The sequence below is a fragment of the Pseudofrankia sp. EUN1h genome, from assembly GCF_001854645.1.
Taxonomy (GTDB): Bacteria; Actinomycetota; Actinomycetes; order Frankiales; family Frankiaceae; genus Pseudofrankia; species Pseudofrankia saprophytica.
Genome location: NZ_MBLN01000052.1, coordinates 122,425 through 139,565, shown reverse-complemented (window position 1 = coordinate 139,565; position 17,141 = coordinate 122,425). Strand labels below are relative to the sequence as shown.

At 71.7% G+C, this 17,141-nt stretch carries 14 protein-coding genes; 10 read left to right on the top strand and 4 right to left on the bottom strand.

Translation table 11 applies throughout. The features are described from left to right. The first annotated feature begins 87 nt into the window (after positions 1–87). From BCD49_RS17705 to BCD49_RS17685, 5 genes are all read left to right on the top strand, one after another. Positions 88–1,167, top strand: a complete 1,080-nt coding sequence (locus BCD49_RS17705) for a M4 family metallopeptidase (protein ID WP_007514574.1) — start codon at positions 88–90, stop codon at positions 1,165–1,167. 139 nt (positions 1,168–1,306) lie between these two features. Next, entirely contained in the window at positions 1,307–1,618 is a 312-nt protein-coding gene (locus BCD49_RS17700; protein ID WP_007514576.1) for a protealysin inhibitor emfourin, read from the top strand. A 201-nt stretch (positions 1,619–1,819) separates the two neighbouring features. Next, on the top strand, positions 1,820–2,170 hold the full coding sequence (locus BCD49_RS17695; RefSeq protein ID WP_007514578.1) for a GlsB/YeaQ/YmgE family stress response membrane protein: 351 nt from the start codon (positions 1,820–1,822) through the stop codon (positions 2,168–2,170). A gap of 301 nt (positions 2,171–2,471) precedes the next feature. Beyond that, positions 2,472–3,686 carry an RtcB family protein gene (locus tag BCD49_RS17690; protein WP_007514579.1) on the top strand — a complete coding sequence of 405 codons (1,215 nt, stop codon included), beginning with the start codon at positions 2,472–2,474 and terminating at the stop codon, positions 3,684–3,686. A gap of 208 nt (positions 3,687–3,894) precedes the next feature. Then, the gene (locus tag BCD49_RS17685) at positions 3,895–4,410 is read left to right on the top strand and encodes an STAS domain-containing protein (protein ID WP_007514581.1); all 516 of its coding nucleotides are present in this window, start codon (positions 3,895–3,897) and stop codon (positions 4,408–4,410) included. Between the two features lie 17 nt (positions 4,411–4,427). Here BCD49_RS17685 and BCD49_RS17680 read toward each other — a convergent pair whose 3' ends face one another. Next, a complete protein-coding gene (locus BCD49_RS17680; RefSeq protein WP_007514583.1) occupies positions 4,428–5,798 on the bottom strand; it encodes a transaminase in 1,371 nt (456 codons plus the stop codon). A 155-nt stretch (positions 5,799–5,953) separates the two neighbouring features. On the opposite strand from BCD49_RS17680, the gene BCD49_RS17675 reads away from it, so the two are divergent. Then, the gene (locus tag BCD49_RS17675) at positions 5,954–6,760 is read left to right on the top strand and encodes an OmpA family protein (protein WP_007514585.1); all 807 of its coding nucleotides are present in this window, start codon (positions 5,954–5,956) and stop codon (positions 6,758–6,760) included. Positions 6,761–6,803: 43 nt separating this feature from the next. Here BCD49_RS17675 and BCD49_RS17670 read toward each other — a convergent pair whose 3' ends face one another. Both BCD49_RS17670 and BCD49_RS17665 read right to left on the bottom strand, forming a co-directional pair. Next, positions 6,804–7,469, bottom strand: coding sequence for an MBL fold metallo-hydrolase (locus BCD49_RS17670; RefSeq protein WP_007514586.1), 666 nt, complete (start codon positions 7,467–7,469; stop codon positions 6,804–6,806). Between the two features lie 123 nt (positions 7,470–7,592). Then, positions 7,593–8,621: a glycosyltransferase family 2 protein gene (locus tag BCD49_RS17665; RefSeq protein WP_035931528.1), complete on the bottom strand. Its 1,029-nt coding sequence runs from the start codon at positions 8,619–8,621 to the stop codon at positions 7,593–7,595. A 751-nt stretch (positions 8,622–9,372) separates the two neighbouring features. Here BCD49_RS17665 and uvrA point away from each other — a divergent pair. The 3 genes from uvrA (at position 9,373) to BCD49_RS17650 (ending at position 13,305) form a co-directional block, all read left to right on the top strand. After that, positions 9,373–12,285 carry an excinuclease ABC subunit UvrA gene (gene uvrA / locus BCD49_RS17660; RefSeq protein ID WP_071041692.1) on the top strand — a complete coding sequence of 971 codons (2,913 nt, stop codon included), beginning with the start codon at positions 9,373–9,375 and terminating at the stop codon, positions 12,283–12,285. 167 nt (positions 12,286–12,452) lie between these two features. Then, on the top strand, positions 12,453–12,680 hold the full coding sequence (locus tag BCD49_RS17655) for a hypothetical protein (protein WP_007514589.1): 228 nt from the start codon (positions 12,453–12,455) through the stop codon (positions 12,678–12,680). A 124-nt stretch (positions 12,681–12,804) separates the two neighbouring features. Then, complete coding sequence (locus BCD49_RS17650; protein ID WP_007514590.1) at positions 12,805–13,305, top strand: helix-turn-helix transcriptional regulator; 501 nt, start codon at positions 12,805–12,807, stop codon at positions 13,303–13,305. A gap of 16 nt (positions 13,306–13,321) precedes the next feature. Here BCD49_RS17650 and BCD49_RS17645 read toward each other — a convergent pair whose 3' ends face one another. Then, the gene (locus tag BCD49_RS17645) at positions 13,322–14,695 is read right to left on the bottom strand and encodes a hypothetical protein (RefSeq protein ID WP_007514591.1); all 1,374 of its coding nucleotides are present in this window, start codon (positions 14,693–14,695) and stop codon (positions 13,322–13,324) included. Between the two features lie 255 nt (positions 14,696–14,950). Between BCD49_RS17645 and uvrB the strand changes: the two genes are divergently transcribed. Then, on the top strand, positions 14,951–17,080 hold the full coding sequence (gene uvrB / locus BCD49_RS17640; RefSeq protein ID WP_071041691.1) for an excinuclease ABC subunit UvrB: 2,130 nt from the start codon (positions 14,951–14,953) through the stop codon (positions 17,078–17,080). Positions 17,081–17,141 lie beyond the last annotated feature (61 nt).

The window sequence follows — 17,141 nt, the reverse complement described above, 5'->3', positions numbered from 1 at the left end:
AAAGGTCGGTCACGTTGCGCACCATCCGGGGGCTGGGCTGGCGCGGACGTGTCGGCCCAGCCCCGAGACCGCCACAAGGGAGCCGACGTGCACCTCGAGCCCCGCAGCATCGCACCCACCCGGCAGACGCCCTGCGCCCTCCCGCCGAACATCCTTGAGCGGATCATCCGCAACGGCACCGAGGAGCAACGCGACTGGGCGCTGAGCACCTTGTCGCTGGACACGACCAACCGGATGATCCGTGTCCACAACGCGCAGGTGGCCGCCGCGCTGCCGCGTCGCCGGCCGCGCCCGGTGCCCGCGTCGCCGTCCGCGCGTCGCACGATCGCCGACGCCCAGGGCGCCGAGACGCTGCCGGGCAAGACCATCCGCACCGAGGGGCAGGCGTCGGTCAGCGACGTCGCCGTGAACGAGGCCTACGACGGCCTCGGCGCCACGTTCGACTTCTACTCGACGGTCTTCCACCGCGACTCGATCGACGACGAGGGCCTGGCGCTGCTCGCGACGGTCCACTACGGCGACCACTACGACAACGCCTTCTGGAACGGCGAGCAGATGGTCTTCGGCGACGGCGACGGCGAGCTGTTCAACCGGTTCACGATCTCGCTCGACGTCATCGGCCACGAGCTCACACACGGTGTGACCGAGGACGAGGCAGGGCTCGCCTACCTGAACCAGGCGGGTGCGCTCAACGAGTCCGTCAGCGACGTTTTCGGGTCCCTGGTGAAGCAGTACAAGCTGGGCGAGAAGGCGGAGGACGCCGACTGGCTGATCGGAGAGGGCCTGCTCGCCCCCGGAGTGCAGGGTGTGGCGCTGCGCTCGATGAAGGCCCCGGGAACCGCGTTCGACGACCCGGTCCTGGGCAAGGACGACCAGCCGGCGAACATGTCCGGCTACGTCCGCACCACCTCGGACAACGGCGGCGTACATACCAACTCCGGTATCCCGAACAAGGCCTTCTACAACGCCGCGATCGCCTTCGGCGGCCATGCCTGGGAAAAGGCAGGCAAGATTTGGTATGAGACGCTGCGTTCGTCGCAGCTGCGTTCGAACGCCTCGTTCGTCTCGTTCGCGAACGTGACGGTCACCCAGGCCAGGGCGCTCTTCGACGCGGACGCGGTCAAGGTCGTCCAGAACGCCTGGCGCGCGGTCGGCGTCAAGATCTGACGGGCGTCCGGGTCCGCCGGGGCACGCGGAGGCCGGCGAGTTGCTGGGACCGGCACCCTCGCCGGGCCTCCGTGCGGCGGACCCGGGTGCTGCGCCGCCGCATGCCGGCGGGGAGGACAGCGGAGAGGACAATCGCCGTATGACTGGGGCCGAGCGGGTGCGCGTCGTGCTGGAACGGTCCGGCGGGTTCGCCGGCCGGACGATCCGGCGCGGCCTGGACACCGACGACCTGCCAGCCGCGGCGGCGGACCGCCTTCGCGCGCTCGTCGCCGGGCTTCCGGAGGCGCCCGCGCGGGCGATGGCCACCGCGCCCGACCGGTTCGCCTACACGGTCGAGGTCGACGGCGGTGACCGCCGCGGGCGGCACCACTTCGCCGAACCGGTTCCCGCGGAGGCCAAGGATCTGATCCAGTTACTCTCCCGGGCCCCGCTGCTGCCCGCTCCTCGCTAGCGGGCCGCGGCCCGGAGGTCACTTGGGGCGGGGGCCTACCTACCCGTTTGGCGATCGAGACCGTCAAGAAACGGCGCAGGGGCGGCGAGATCGGTTCTCGCGGAGATTCTTCTTTGGTATTCCGCGCGTTACCCGCGGCGTTTCCGGGGTGGGGACACGGGTATCCACTCGGCCTTACCGTCGAGCACGTCGGAGGCTGCCGTGTTCCAAATCCTGTGGATCGTGATCGGCGGGGCGATCGTCGGTCTGCTCGCCCGCGCGCTGATGCGCCGAGGAGGCGTTCCGCTGTGGGCGACCGTCGTCCTGGGTATTATTGGCGCCCTTATCGGTAATGTCATCGCGAGCGCAATCGGGGTGCGCCATACGGGCGGAATCGACTGGATCCGCCATATCCTTCAGATCGGCGTCGCCTGTGGCCTCGTCGCGCTGGCGTCCCCGTTCTTCCTGCGCAGGCGTACCGGTGGCGGTGGTGTCGGCGGCGGGCCGTCGATGTTCGGCGGCGCGGGCCGCCGCTCGCACACCCGCGACCGCTCGCACATCGACCTGCGATAGCCACCCGCCGGGTGCGACACCCCGGTTCTCCCCGTCCGCCGGCCGAGGGCGACACGCCTCGGCCGGCGGACGCATGCTCGCTGACGGCTGACGGCTGACGGGTGCCGGGCGGATCGGCTCGGGGCGAAAATGATTTGTCCGTCGTCGGGTGGTCCCGCATGCTGATCAGACGTGCGTACCTGAGCCGGGCAGGCTTCCCGGCGACGACAACCTTCTCGGTGCCGACAATCTCGTCGTGCCGACAATCCGCGGACGGATGGCCGAAATAGGCCGCTTACCGCAAGAAGCAGGAGCAACAGTCATGAGCCCCGTGGCGCGGCTCGGTGGTGGGCGTGCGCCGATCTGGATGTGGACTCGGCCTGAGAGCGTGGAGAGCGCCGCGCTGGACCAGCTTCGCGGGATTGCCTCGCTTCCCTACATCCATCACCACGTAGCCGTCATGCCGGACGTACACCTGGGCAAGGGGGCGACCGTCGGCTCGGTCGTGGCGATGCGGGACGCGGTCTCCCCGGCCGCGGTCGGCGTCGACATCGGCTGCGGGATGGCGGCGCTGCGGACGAACCTGACCGCCGCCGACCTGCCCGACGACCTCGGCGCGGTGCGGTCCGCCATCGAGGCGGCCATCCCGGTCGGGCACCGTCATCACGCCACCGTGTCCAGCAGGGTCCGGCGGAACGCCGACCTGTGGGACACCTTCCCGGAGCTGCACCCGAAGGTCTCCGGCCTGCTGGGCAGGGCGATGACGCAGCTCGGCACCCTGGGGTCGGGCAACCATTTCATCGAGCTGTGCCTCGATGCCGACGACGCCGTCTGGATGATGCTGCACTCCGGTTCCCGCAACATCGGCAAGGAGCTCGCCGACGCGCACATCGGGGTTGCCAAGGGCCTGGCGCACAACACCGGCCTGCCCGACCGGGACCTCGCGGTGTTCCTCGCTGGCACCCCGGAGATGATCGCCTACCGCCGAGACCTGCGCTGGGCGCAGGAGTACGCGTGGCGCAACCGGCAGACCATGCTCGCCCTGTACACCGACGCGCTGCGCGGCTTCTTCCCGGCGCTGCGGGTCCCGTGCCCACCAGCCGAGGGCCCGCACGCCGGCGACCCGGCCTTCGCGAACGTCAACTGCCACCACAACTACGTCGCGGAGGAGCATCACTACGGTGCTGACGTGCTGGTGACCCGCAAGGGTGCGATCTCGGCTCGGGCCGGCGAGTACGGCATCATCCCCGGCTCGATGGGTACCGGCTCGTACCTCGTTCGCGGCCTGGGTAACCCGGAGGCGTTCGCCTCCGCGCCGCACGGCGCCGGGCGGCGGATGAGCCGAACCAAGGCGCGCAAGACGTTCACGATCGACGACCTGCGCACCCAGACGGCCGGCGTCGAATGCCGCACCGACCCCGGGGTGATCGACGAGATCCCCGCCGCCTACAAGGACATCGACGAGGTCATCGGCTTCAGCGGCGACCTCGTCGAGGTGGTCGCGCGGCTGCGCGCCGTCCTCTGCGTCAAGGGCTGACCCCGGACGGGACCGCCGCGACCGTCGTCACCGTCAGGACCCCGTCATGGCCATGGCACGGCCAATGGACTGAGGACGTTCATCGGAACGGACCTTACGGTGGGTCCTGTTCGTTGGACAATACGTTTCGACACATGGCGGTCCCGGCTGGCCAGTGGCCACGCGTCACCGCGTGGCCACTGGCTCCTGGAAACAGGGGAGGACGTGCATGCCCGACGTCAGAGTGGTTTCGAACGACGACACCAACGACAACCCTGGCGACGCCAACGACAACGACCTCACACACCTCACGGCCCCTGCGGCACCGGCGGGCCTGTCCGGCCCCACCGAGCAGGCAGGCCCGGCGCAGTCCGCCTACCACAGCTTCGACGCCGAGCGGTTGGAGATCCAGACCGGCTCGATGCGCGTCGCCGCCACCTTCGAGCCGCCGATGCTGTCGATCGACGGTGACATAGATGTCTCGGTCCTGCCTGCGCTCGTCGGCACGCTCGCGAAGGTCGCCCACCACGGCCGCGGCGACGTCCGCGTCGACCTGGCGAGGCTGCGCCGCGTCGACGTCGGCGGCCTGCGGGCGTTGGTGGCGTCGGCGGGGAACCTGAACCGCGACGGGCGGCGGCTCGTGCTGCACGCGGTCGCGCCCTGGCTGCTCGGCCTCCTGATAATCACCGGCTGGGACGACGCGCCCGGCCTGCGCCTGCTTCCCGGGCCGGTGCCCACCGGATAGCCGGGCCGGCACCGCGCTCAGCCGACGAGTGCGGCGAGCGCCGCGCGCAGGGCGCTGGTGTGGGCGGCGACGTCGCCGTCGGTGGTGGCCGGGGACATCAGCGCCATCATGTGGAACGGGGTCATCAGCACGCCCCGGTTGAGYAGGGCCAGGTGCAGGTACGCGTCCAGGCGCTCGTCGAAGGCGGCCGAGGCCTCCGCGCCGTCGCGGGCGGGCCGGTCGCCATGGGGGCCGGCGCCGGCCATGTACTCGACCCGGCAGCCCAGGCGCACCGTGTGCCAGCCCAGCCCGGTCACGGCGAACAGCTCGGCGGCCTCCGTCTCGAAGCGGGCCGCGAGCCTCGTCATCCGGCTGAACGCCGCCGGGGTGAGCACCTCGGTGAGGGTCGCCCGCGCGGCGGCGAACGACACCGGGTTCGCGGCGAGCGTGCCGCCGATGCCGTTGACGTCCGTCAGCTGTGGGACGTCATGCTCCAGCACGCGAGCCGCCACGGCGGCTGTCATCCCGTAGGCGCCGATCGGGATCCCGCCCGCGATCGGCTTGCCGATCGTCAGGAGGTCGGGCCGGAGGCCGTGGGCGGCGGTGTAGCCGCCGGGTCCAGCGCAGATCGTGTGCGTCTCGTCGATGACGAGCAGTACCCCGTGCGCGTCGCACAGCTCGCGCAGCCCCGCGTGGAAGCCCTCGTCCGCGAGCACGATGCCGACGTTGGTCAGCGCGGGCTCCGTCAGCACACAGGCGACGTCGCCGTGGGCGAGCTCGCGGGCCGCCGCCGCCAGGTCGTTGAACTGGACGACCCGGGTCGTGCTGGCCGGGTCGACCTGCGGCCCGAGGCTGCCCGGCCGGGGGACGACGGCGCCGCGCTCGTCCAGCGTCGCCGCGGTCTCGTCGACGGTGCCGTGGTAGCAGTGGTCGAAGACCAGCACCTTCGGGCGGCCGGTGATCTCGCGGGCGAGCCGGAGCACGAACCGGTTGGCGTCGGTCGCGGTTAGGGTGAACTGCCACAGCGGCAGGCCGAACCGGTCGCGCAGCAGTTCGGAGACGACGGCCGCGTCGGGCGAGGGGAGCATCGTGGTGATCGCCGAAGCCGCCTGCGCGGCGACCGCCGCGACGGTCGGGGCCGGGCAATGGCCGGCCATCGCTCCGGTGTCGCCGAGGCAGAAATCGACGTAGTCGTGCCCGTCGACGTCGGTGAGCCGGCTCCCGGACGCGGACGCGACCACCACCGGATAACTGCCCGGCCAGCGGGTCATCCAGTTCATCGGGACGCCGTCGAGCTGCGAGCCGCGGGCCCGCTCGTACGCCGCGCCGGCGGCCGGATGGGTCTCGACGAACCGAGCGGTCTCGGCCGCGAGCAGCCTTTCCAGCCTTTCCAGCTCAATGACCGACATAGGCGCTCAGTCTACGAACAGTCGCCCGGCACAGGCAGTACGGCGGCCGGGCCCGAAGGTGCGCCCCCGCTCTGTCAGCTACCCGGCATCGCGATGTTCAGGGGGGCTGACTCCGCCTAGCTTCGCACCATCGTGCTGTCTGGGGGAGGACCGGGATGAAGCGAACGATAGCGACACCGTTGCTGGCGACCGTGGCGACTGGACTGCTGTTCGCCGGTGGCTGCGGGGGTTCCTCGGGGTCTCCGGGGGACACGTCCATCCCAGGCGCGCCGAGCACCGCGACGACAGCCGAGCCGATAGCGACCGCTCCCGCCGGGGACGCGCCCGCGACGTCGTTGCCACCGGGTGCCCAGCAGGGCCTGTTCGACCTCAACGACGACGGCACCCTCGACCCCACCTGCGGCACCCAGGACTTCGGCGGCGGGCTGGTGCTGCGCATCCCCTGCGGGGACTTCAGCGGGTACGCCCACACCCCGGAGGACGGGACCACGCTGGTGCCGGACTCGCTCTACCGGCTGCCCGGGCCCGACACCGTCGACCTCACCGGCATCTCGGGCGGGAATCTCGCCGCGCAGGACGAGGCGGGCCGCGAGGTCTTCATCCTGATCTTCAACAGTGACGGCCTGTTCGAGACCGGCAGCGACGCCATCAACAGCACCGACACCATGGACGCGACCATCAGGTTGATCAACACGCACTACGCCGGCGGCGACATCCAGGTCCGCGGCCACGCCGACGCGACCGGCTCGGCGAGTGTCAACCAGCCACTGTCGGAGCGCCGGGCGGCCACCGTCCAGCGCTACCTCACCGACCACGGGGTCCAGGCCGCCTCGGTCACGTCCATCGGGTTCGGCAGCGCGCACCCGCTGGTCCTGGAGACCAACCCGGACGGCTCCGCCAACCCMACGGGCCAGCACTTCAACCGCCGCGTCGAACTCGTCGTCCGCCTCCCCAAGAAGTAGTGCCCGGGCAGTCCGCTGACACCGCGCCACCGGGACCGCGCCGTCACCAGCCCCTGCTGCGCCATTCGGCGAGGTGGGGGCGCTCGCGGCCGAGGGTGCTGTCCTTGCCGTGGCCCGGGTAGATCCAGGTGGTGTCCGGCAGCGGGCCGAAGACCTTGGCCTCGAGGCCGTCCATCAGGGACGTGAAGGCGGCCGCGTCGCCCCGCGTGTTCCCCGGTCCGCCAGGGAAGAGGCAGTCGCCCGTGAACAGGTGCGGGGCGGACGGCTCGGCGTCGTGGAGCAGGGCGATCGAGCCGGGGGTGTGGCCGACCAGGTGGATCGCGCGCAGGGTGACCTCGCCGACCTGGATCTCCTCGCCGTCGCGCAGCAGCGTCACGGTGGCCACCGGGATCGCGGGCGCGTCGTCCGGGTGCGCGACGGTGGTCGCGCCGGTGGCCGCGACGATGTCGGAGAGTGCCTGGACGTGGTCGGCGTGGCGGTGCGTGGTGACCACGGTGGCCAGGCCCTCGTCGCCGATCACGCGCAGCAGGGTGTCCGCCTCGTTGGCCGCGTCGATGAGCAGCTGCTCGCCGGTGGCGGCGCAGCGCAGCAGGTAGCAGTTGTTGTCGAACGGGCCGACCGCGACCTTGGTGATCGTCAGGTCGGGCAGCTCCCGGACGTCCGCCGGCCCGCCCACCGTGACGTCGCCCGTGTACCCGCGCACGCTCATAGCTCCTCCTGCACTGCCACCGGCGGCCACTCGGCCGCGCGCCCGACGTCTCCGGCGCCACCATTCTCCCCGAGCACCCGCTGAGGACCGGCCGGGCACGGCTGGAAGGCACCCGGCGGGGGCTCACCAGCCAGCGGCGGCCGGGTTCGCGGGCGGGCCGGCGGGGCGCGGCCCGCCGGGGCGTGGCCGGACGCTGTCGAGACCGGCGAGCGCCATCCGGGTCCTGATCGGGACCGCGTGCCAGCGCGACCGGGCGGCGGGCTCCCACCAGGGCAGCGCGACCGCCTGGATCAGGCCGGCGAGGATCCACCCGGCCCTGGCGGCGTCGGGCCACCGGCCAAGGACCGCCTTGCGGGCCGCCAGCAGGGCGAGCTGGGCCGCGTGCACGGCCAGCCAGCCCCGGCCTATGGTCGCGCGGTGGCGGACGGCGTAGGCGACGGCGGCCCGGCCGAGCTCGCGCTGGAGCTCCGCGTCCCGGCCGGCGGTGCCACCGCCGGTGTGCAGCACCGGCCAGGCGTCGTCGCACCAGTCGATCCGCCCGTCGGCGGCGAGCAACCGGGCGAACAGGTCCGTCTCCTCGTAGTAGAGCCAGAAGGACGGGTCGAAACCGCCGATCCGCAGGAACGCCGACGTGCGGATCGCGAAGAACGCCCCGACCGGGTACCGCAACGCCGGCCAGCGCGCCACCGCGGCGGTCTCGCCGCGCAGCGCGGTGAAGGCGCTGGTGCCGGTGGTCGGCAGCACCGCGGTCGACCGCCCCGGCCCGCCGTCATGCGCGCGGATCGAGAACCCGAGGGCGTCGACGTCGGCGGCCGCCTGCGCGAGCAGTTTCGGCAGCATCTCCTGGGTGTCGGCGGGAATGGCGACATCGCTGTTGACGACCAGCAGCCAGTCCGGAAGGCCGCCGGGCGCGTCTACCTCCGGGGCGGCCGTCAGGGCTCGTTTGACCGCGAGATTCACCGCAGCGCCATAGCCGATGTTGCCGTGCCCCGTGTAAACGCGTACGCCGTCGGGCACGGCGCCGTGCGGCCTGCCGAGCTTGTTCTCGACCAATGCGACCCGGCAGCTCGCCATGCCGGCGAGCGCGCCGAGCAGTCTGTTCAGGTGGGGTGAGCCGCCGTAGGAGACGACGACCGCGAGCAGGCTGTGCAATATTCCGCCCTCCTGGGCGCGGGCCAGCCGCTCTTCGTCGTGATTTCGGCGACCAGCGTGCTTGATGACCGGTCTCACCGTAACCACCTCGGCGAGGCAGGCCCGGAAATTCTTTCCGGCGAGTCGGGGAAACAGCATGACCCTGGTCACGTCATACCAACTCGCTATCTCCCTGAATTTTCGTTCCGACCAGATGAAACATAGACAGCATACGGATCCGAATCGTTGCTGGAAGGACGAAAAGGCGTGTTGTGTCCGCCTTGTAATCGTCGCTCCGATACAGGGATGGCCGGTCGCGAGCGGTGCGGTGCGGGGGGCGGGAGGCCGCCGGGGACGGCGCCGCCGCGCGGAGGCCGCAGGTGGCGGACGGCGACCTCGCCCCACCAACCCACCAGCGCGCCCGACCCGGCCCGGCGGTCCGGCCCGCTGGGCCGCCGCCGGGGGTGGCCCCGATGTGGCCCCTCCGCGGGCACCGCATCCCGGGTCGCTAGTATCGAACGGACGTTCGGGAAGGCGTCCCGCGTCCGAGAAGTGTCGTATCCCATCCGTACGCTGGGAGTGCCTTTGTTCGGGCCCGGGTTGTCCGTATCGGGTTGAGCGCAGGGCAAGGAGCGTCGCCGGGCCGGGACCGCGGGTCAGGGCCCGCGGTCGGCGCTCCGGGTGCCGAAGTGCTGTCCCGTGGTCCCACGAACGCGATGCCAGGTCTGGCGCGGGTGGGGCCGACGAAGCCGAGAAGACGTGAGGAACGCGGATGACGGACCGTCTCGTCGTGCGGGGTGCGCGCGAACACAACCTGCGCGACGTCGACCTCGATCTCCCCCGCGACGGGCTGATCGTCTTCACCGGGCTGTCCGGCTCGGGGAAGTCCAGCCTGGCGTTCGACACGATCTTCGCCGAGGGGCAGCGACGCTACGTCGAGTCGCTGTCGGCCTATGCCCGCCAGTTCCTCGGGCAGATGGACAAGCCGGACGTCGACTTCATCGAGGGCCTGTCGCCGGCGGTCTCGATCGACCAGAAGTCGACCAACCGCAACCCACGCTCGACGGTCGGCACCATCACCGAGGTCTACGACTACCTGCGGCTGCTGTTCGCCAGGGCCGGCCGCCCGCACTGCCCGAAGTGCGGCCGGCCGATCGCGCGGCAGACCCCGCAGCAGATCGTCGACCGGCTGATGGAGCTCCCCGAGGGCACTCGTTTCCAGGTGCTGGCCCCGGTGATCCGCGGGCGCAAGGGCGAGTACGTCGACCTGTTCGCCGAGCTGCAGGGCTCCGGCTTCGCCCGTGCCCGGGTGGACGGCACGGTCGTCCCGCTGACCGACCCGCCGAAGCTGGAGAAGCAGAAGAAACACACGATCGAGGTCGTCGTCGACCGGCTCGCGATCAAGGAGACCGCCAAGCGCCGGCTCACCGACTCGGTCGAGACCGCGCTGCGCCTCGGCAACGGCCTGGTACTGCTCGACTTCGTCGACCGCGACCCGCACGACGAGGACCGCGAGCGGATGTACTCCGAGCACCTCGCCTGCCTCTACGACGACCTGTCGTTCGAGGAGCTCGAGCCTCGCTCGTTCTCGTTCAACACCCCCTACGGCGCCTGCCCCGAATGCACCGGCCTCGGCACCCGCAAGGAGGTCGACCCGGAGCTCGTCGTCACCGACCCGACGCTGTCGCTCGCCGGGGGTGCGATCGGCCCCTGGTCCGGCGGGCACAACAAGGAGTACTTCGAGCGGCTGCTGTCCGCGCTGGCCGAGGACCTGCACTTCTCGATGGACACCCCGTGGGAGGCACTGCCCGACCGCGCCCRCAAGGCGGTGCTGCACGGCAGCGGCGACACCGAGATCCACGTCGGGTACACCAACCGCTACGGCCGCAAGCGCTCGTACTACACGAGCTTCGAGGGCGTCATCCCGTTCCTGGAGCGCCGCCTGCGCGAGGCCGAGTCGGACACGAGCCGCGAGCGCTACGAGGGCTACATGCGCGACGTGCCGTGCCCGTCGTGCCGGGGCGCCCGGCTCAAGCCGGAGTCGCTCGCCGTGACGGTGGGCGGCCGTTCGATCGCCGAGGTCTCGGCGATGTCGATCGGCGACTGCGCCGGCTTCCTCGGGGACCTCGACCTGACGGAGCGGGAGCTCTCGATCGCCGGCCGGGTGCTCAAGGAGGTCGACGCGCGGCTCGCGTTCCTGCTCGACGTCGGCCTCGACTACCTCTCCCTCGACCGTTCCGCCGGCACCCTCGCCGGCGGCGAGGCGCAGCGGATCCGGCTGGCGACGCAGATCGGCTCCGGCCTCGTCGGCGTGCTCTACGTCCTCGACGAGCCGTCGATCGGCCTGCACCAGCGCGACAACCGCCGGCTCATCAAGACGTTGGTGCGGCTGCGTGACCTGGGCAACACGCTGATCGTCGTCGAGCACGACGAGGACACGATCCTCGCCTCCGACTGGGTCGTCGACATCGGCCCGGGCGCCGGCGAGCACGGCGGCCGGGTCGTCGTCTCCGGGCCCGTCTCCGAGCTGCTCACCAGCGAGGAGTCGCTGACCGGCGCGTACCTGTCCGGCCGGCGGTCCATCCCCGTCCCGGCGGTGCGCCGCCCGCCGACGAAGAGCCGGACGCTCACCGTCCACGGCGCCCGCGAGCACAACCTGCGCGACGTCACGGTCTCGTTCCCGCTCGGCTGCCTGGTCGCCGTCACCGGCGTCTCCGGGTCCGGCAAGTCGACCCTGGTGAACGACATCCTGGCCGCGGTGCTGGCGAACAAGCTCAACGGCGCTCGCGAGGTCCCCGGCCGGCACCGCACCGTCTCCGGCCTCGACCACCTCGACAAGGCCGTCCGCGTCGACCAGTCACCGATCGGGCGGACCCCGCGCTCCAACCCGGCGACCTACACCGGCGTGTTCGACCACATCCGGCGGCTGTTCGCCGAGACCACCGAGGCGAAGGTGCGCGGCTACCTGCCCGGCCGGTTCTCGTTCAACGTCAAGGGCGGCCGCTGCGAGGCGTGCTCCGGCGACGGCACGATCAAGATCGAGATGAACTTCCTTCCGGACGTGTACGTCCCCTGCGAGGTGTGCGCCGGCGCCCGGTACAACCGGGAGACCCTCGAGGTCCACTACAAGGGCAGGAACATCGCCGAGGTGCTCGACATGCCGATCGAGGAGGCGGCCGAGTTCTTCGCCGCCGTCCCGCCGATCGCCCGCCACCTGCGCACCCTCAACGACGTGGGCCTCGGCTACGTCCGGCTCGGCCAGTCCGCGCCCACGCTGTCCGGCGGCGAGGCGCAGCGGGTCAAGCTCGCCTCCGAGCTGCAGCGCCGCTCCACCGGGCGCACCGTCTACGTCCTCGACGAGCCGACCACCGGCCTGCACTTCGAGGACATCCGCAAGCTGCTCGGCGTGCTCGGCCGCCTCGTCGACGCCGGCAACACCGTCATCGTCATCGAGCACAACCTCGACGTCATCAAGACGGCGGACTGGCTGGTCGACATGGGCCCCGAGGGTGGCACCGGCGGCGGCCGGGTCGTCGCCGAGGGCACCCCGGAGGCGGTGGCCGCGAACCCGGCCAGCCACACCGGCGTCTTCCTCCGCGAGATCTTCTCCGGCCGCGCCGAGAAGTCAGCGACCGCCGACGCCTCCCAGCTCACCTCGGTCATCGGAGCCACCAGCGCCGCCTGACGTTTCGCGACGCCGGGGCCGCGCGGCTCGGCGGCCACGGCGTCCGCCGCGCGAACACCCGCGCGGCGGGGTTGATCGTGTCGCCGGCTAGGGTTGCCCGGGAGCGAAGGCGTGGCACCCGGTAACCTGCCCGGCGCCGAACCGAACGAGACGGAAGGCTGAGGCTGGTGTCCACTGCGGTCGTTGTACTCGTGCTCGACGGCGCCATCGAGCACCGCGTCGACATCTCCAGCCTGGTCGACGCCACCACGCCGTGGGAGGCGCGGCTCGCCACGCTGATGCGGGAGATGCAGGGCTGGCTGACCCGCGGCGAGGTGACGGCACTCCCGCTGGACGGCGGCGGCCAGGTGCTGGTCGCCTGGCGATCGATCAAGACCGTCGAGATCCGGCAGTAGCTGGCGGCGCGGCCATTGGGTGACGTGGCCGGTGGGGTGACGTGGGTGTCCCGTGCTTGGACGGGCGAGAAGGTGGCACCCTGACGGTGTGAGCCGGGACGAGCCGAAGGGACGACAGCGGACGGTGCCGACACATCAGCCGGCCGACCCCGGGCCGCTCGCGGTCGCGCTCACCGAGGACGAGGCCGTCGCCGCCGCGGTGGCGCTGGTCGCGCTGGCACCCGGCCCGGCGAGCGACGCCGCGCGGGAGGCACTGCACAAGGTCCTCACGGCGCTCGGCCCGGCGGGCCATGACAGGGTCACGGAGCTCGCGGCCCGGATGTGGGCCCGGCCGGACGGGCTGCCGCGCATACCGGCCACCCCGGTCATCGAGGACGCCATGCGTGACGGTGTCGCCGTCAGCATCGACTACGTCGACGCGGCCGGGAGGTCCAGCCACCGGCGGGTCGAACCGCACGCCTTCGCCTACGCCCGCGGCAACTGGTACCTGATGGCGTGGTGCCTGGACAAGGACGCGCCGCGCTGGTTCCGCTGGGACCGCGTCGAGCGCGCCGAACTCACCACCACGCCCATCCAGCCCCGCGTGGCCTTCTCCGTCTATCCCGCCCCGAGCCCCCGCGCCTGAAGGGCCGGCCGCGCCGTCAGCGGCCCGGGTGCTGGTTGGGACGGCCGAGGCCGGAGGGGATCACGGCGCGGCCGCGCGCCGGGGCCGTCTCGATCGCGCGGCGGATCTCCGCGGGGCCGACCGTTCCGACCACCCGGGGATGTCCCCGCTCGTCGCGCTGCTCCTCGTCGAGGACGAGGACGCAGCCGGCGGCGGGCCGGCTGGCGAGCCGGGGGACGACGACCGTGAGCGGTTCGTCCGGCCGGGCCGTCGGGACCGAGGACAGCGGGATCGTCACCCGGCTCACCTTGGCGAGGTCGCGGTCGTCGAGCGGCACGGAGGCCAGGTCACGCACCAGGGCGGCGCCGGCCAGCGACTCGTCGAAGTCGTGCACCGTGAACACGGTCGACATCGGCCTCCCCGGCGCCGCGGCGGAACGCAGCGCCTCGTCCACGGTCTGCCAGGCCGGCAGCCGGGGCGGCGGCGGGAGCATCACGTCCCGGACGAACACACCCTCGAGCGCGGTACCGGCGCGCTGGCGCGCCTGCGCCAGTCGGGAGGTGCCCAGCGCCATCCAGCCGAGCAGCACCGCCCACAGCCCGATCAGCCCGACGAGGAAGCAGGCGACGACCCCCGCGGCGATCATCGCCCAGCCGATGGCCACGCCGGTCCGCGCGACGACCGCCTCGGCCCGGCGGGGATCTCCGGTGCGGCGCAGCACGGACGCGGCCAGGATCCGCCCGCCCGGGGTCCGTGGCGACGGCAGCAGGTCGACCAGGGTGATGAGCAGTGTGAACGTCCCCACCCAGAGCGCGACCTGCCCGGCCAGCGCGAGCGTCCCGCCGGGCGCGAGCGCGCCGAGCGTCACGAAGACCGCGCCGCACAGGCCAGTCGCCAGCAGGCCCGCGCGGGCGATGGCCGCGTCCACCCGCGGGTCGAGCCCGCCCGGCCAGGACCGGCCCTGGCCGGCCGAGTCGGGAGGCTGCTCCGGCTCGGCCGGCCGCCGCGCGCCGCCGGCGGGCTCGGCCGGGTAGGGCTCCGTGGGAACACCCCAGACGATCTCGTCGCCGGGGCGCCTCCAGCCACCCGGCTCACCCGGTCCACCCGGCCCGCCCGGCCGGGCGAGCACGAGCCGGCTGCCGAACGCCCCGAGCACGATCGCGTGCACCTCGAGGCCGGCCCGGCGGGCCGCGACGGCCCGCAGCAGGTCGGCGACGACCAGGATCGCCAGCAGCAGGAGGGCACCGAGCAGGCCGGCACTGACGTACGCGGATCCCGTCCGGCTCGGGACGGTGACCGGCAGCGTTAGCCAACCGAGCAGCGCGGTGATGACCGCTACCGAGACAATCAGCCCCGGACGCACGATGATCCGGGGGATCCGCCTGCCCCGGTCCGCGTCATGGGTGGTCATTGCGCTCGTGGCTCCTTCCGAGGTTGCCCCGCGCGGTGATGCCGGCCTACGCGGTCGCCCTTCGCTCACTCAACGTCTGTCGTGCCCCTCGCCCTCCCACCCGAACCGGCGATCTCGCTACCAGCGTGGGCATTTTGCCGGTCTGCGCCGGACCCGCCCGGGCAGGGCCCACCCGCTCGGCACGGGCACATCCGCCCGCGAGGGCGTGTCGGCTCGTCCTGGGAACTGTCGGAGCCGTGTGGTGTTCTAAAGGGCATGAGCACGACGTTCGAACGCCCGACTCTGAGCGTGGAGCGCTCCAGCGCGCCCTTCACGGTCGTCTCCGACTACCAGCCGTCCGGTGACCAGCCAGCGGCGATCAAGGAGCTGGCACGGCGCATCAGGGCCGACGAGAAGAACATCGTGCTGCTCGGCGCCACCGGTACCGGCAAGTCCGCGACGACGGCCTGGCTCATCGAGGAGCTACAGCGTCCGACGCTGGTGATGGCACCGAACAAGACCCTCGCGGCCCAGCTGGCCAACGAGTTCCGTGAGCTGCTGCCGAACAACGCCGTCGAGTACTTCGTCTCGTACTACGACTACTACCAGCCCGAGGCGTACATCGCGCAGACCGACACCTACATCGAGAAGGACTCCTCGATCAACGAGGAGGTCGAGCGGYTGCGCCACTCCGCGACGATGAGCCTGCTCACCCGGCGGGACACGATCGTCGTCGCCTCCGTGAGCTGCATCTACGGCCTCGGCACGCCGCAGGAGTACATCGACCGGATGGTCCGTCTCACCGTCGGCGAGGAGATCGACCGCGACATCCTGCTGCRCCGGCTGGTCGACGTCCAGTACGCCCGCAACGACCTGGCTTTCACCCGCGGCACGTTCCGGGTCCGCGGCGACACGGTCGAGGTGTTCCCCGTCTACGAGGAGCTGGCGGTACGCATCGAGCTCTTCGGCGACGAGATCGAACGGCTCTCGTACCTGCACCCGCTGACCGGCGAGATCGTCCGCGAGGTGCAGCAGGTGCACGTCTTCCCGGCGACCCACTACGTGGCGGGCCCCGAGCGGATGGAACGGGCGATCACCGGCATCGAGGAGGAGCTGGCCGCCCGGCTGGAGACGCTGGAGGGGCAGGGCAAGCTGCTGGAGGCGCAGCGGCTGCGGATGCGGACCACCTACGACATCGAGATGATGCGCCAGGTCGGGTTCTGCTCCGGCATCGAGAACTACTCGCGCCACATCGACGGCCGCGCCGCCGGCACCGCGCCGCACACGCTGCTCGACTACTTCCCCGACGACTTCCTGCTGGTCATCGACGAGTCGCACAACACGGTGCCGCAGATCGGTGGCATGTACGAGGGCGACATGTCCCGGAAGCGCAACCTGGTCGACCACGGCTTCCGGCTGCCGTCGGCGATGGACAACCGGCCGCTGCGCTGGGAGGAGTTCCTGGAGCGCATCGGCCAGACCGTCTACCTGTCGGCGACACCCGGCCCGTACGAGCTGAGGGTCGCGGACGGCGTCGTCGAGCAGATCATCCGGCCGACCGGGCTGATCGACCCGGAGATCATCCTCAAGCCGACGAAGGGCCAGATCGACGACCTCGTCCACGAGATCCGGCAGCGGGCGGAGCGCGACGAGCGGATCCTGGTCACCACGCTCACCAAGAAGATGTCCGAGGACCTCACCGACTACCTGCTGGAGCTAGGCATCCGGGTGCGTTACCTGCACAGCGAGGTGGACACCCTGCGCCGGGTGGAGCTGCTCACCGAGCTGCGCCGCGGCGACTACGACGTGCTGGTCGGCATCAACCTGCTGCGCGAGGGCCTCGACCTGCCCGAGGTGTCGCTGGTCTCGATCCTGGACGCCGACAAGGAGGGCTTCCTGCGCTCCGAGCGGTCGCTGATCCAGACGATCGGCCGCGCGGCCCGCAACGTCGCCGGCCAGGTGCACATGTACGCCGACAAGATCACCCCGTCGATGCGTACGGCCATCGAGGAGACGAACCGCCGCCGCGCCCTGCAGGTCGCCTACAACGAGAAGAACGGCGTCGATCCTCAGCCGCTGCGCAAGAAGGTCATGGACATCCTCGACGACATGGTCCGGGAGAACGCCGACGGGGAGCTGTACGGCGGCGGCCGGGCACAGTCCCGTGGCAAGGCGCCGGTGCCCGGGATGAAGTCACGCGGCGGCAGGCAGGACGCCGTCGGCCGCTACGCCGCGGAGCTCGCCGGGATGCCCCGCCACGATCTGGCGAACCTGATCCGCCAGCTGGACGACCAGATGCACGAGGCGGCCAAGGAGCTCCAGTTCGAGCTCGCCGCCCGCCTGCGCGACGAGATCGGCGAGCTCAAGAAGGAGCTCCGCGGCATGACCGCCGCCGGCGTCGACTGACCGGCCGGCGGTGACGCGAGCCTGGCCGGCGTGGAAACGCGCCGGCCAGGCTCGCGCGCGG

Excerpts from the sequence above, each read along its gene's own strand:
- BCD49_RS17670 (WP_007514586.1), bottom strand. The coding sequence starts at position 7,469 with ATGAGCGTGCGCGGGTACACGGGCGACGTCACGGTGGGCGGGCCGGCG.
- BCD49_RS17690 (WP_007514579.1), top strand. The coding sequence starts at position 2,472 with ATGAGCCCCGTGGCGCGGCTCGGTGGTGGGCGTGCGCCGATCTGGATG.
- BCD49_RS17685 (WP_007514581.1), top strand. The coding sequence starts at position 3,895 with ATGCCCGACGTCAGAGTGGTTTCGAACGACGACACCAACGACAACCCT.
- BCD49_RS17645 (WP_007514591.1), bottom strand. The coding sequence starts at position 14,695 with ATGACCACCCATGACGCGGACCGGGGCAGGCGGATCCCCCGGATCATC.
- BCD49_RS17700 (WP_007514576.1), top strand. The coding sequence starts at position 1,307 with ATGACTGGGGCCGAGCGGGTGCGCGTCGTGCTGGAACGGTCCGGCGGG.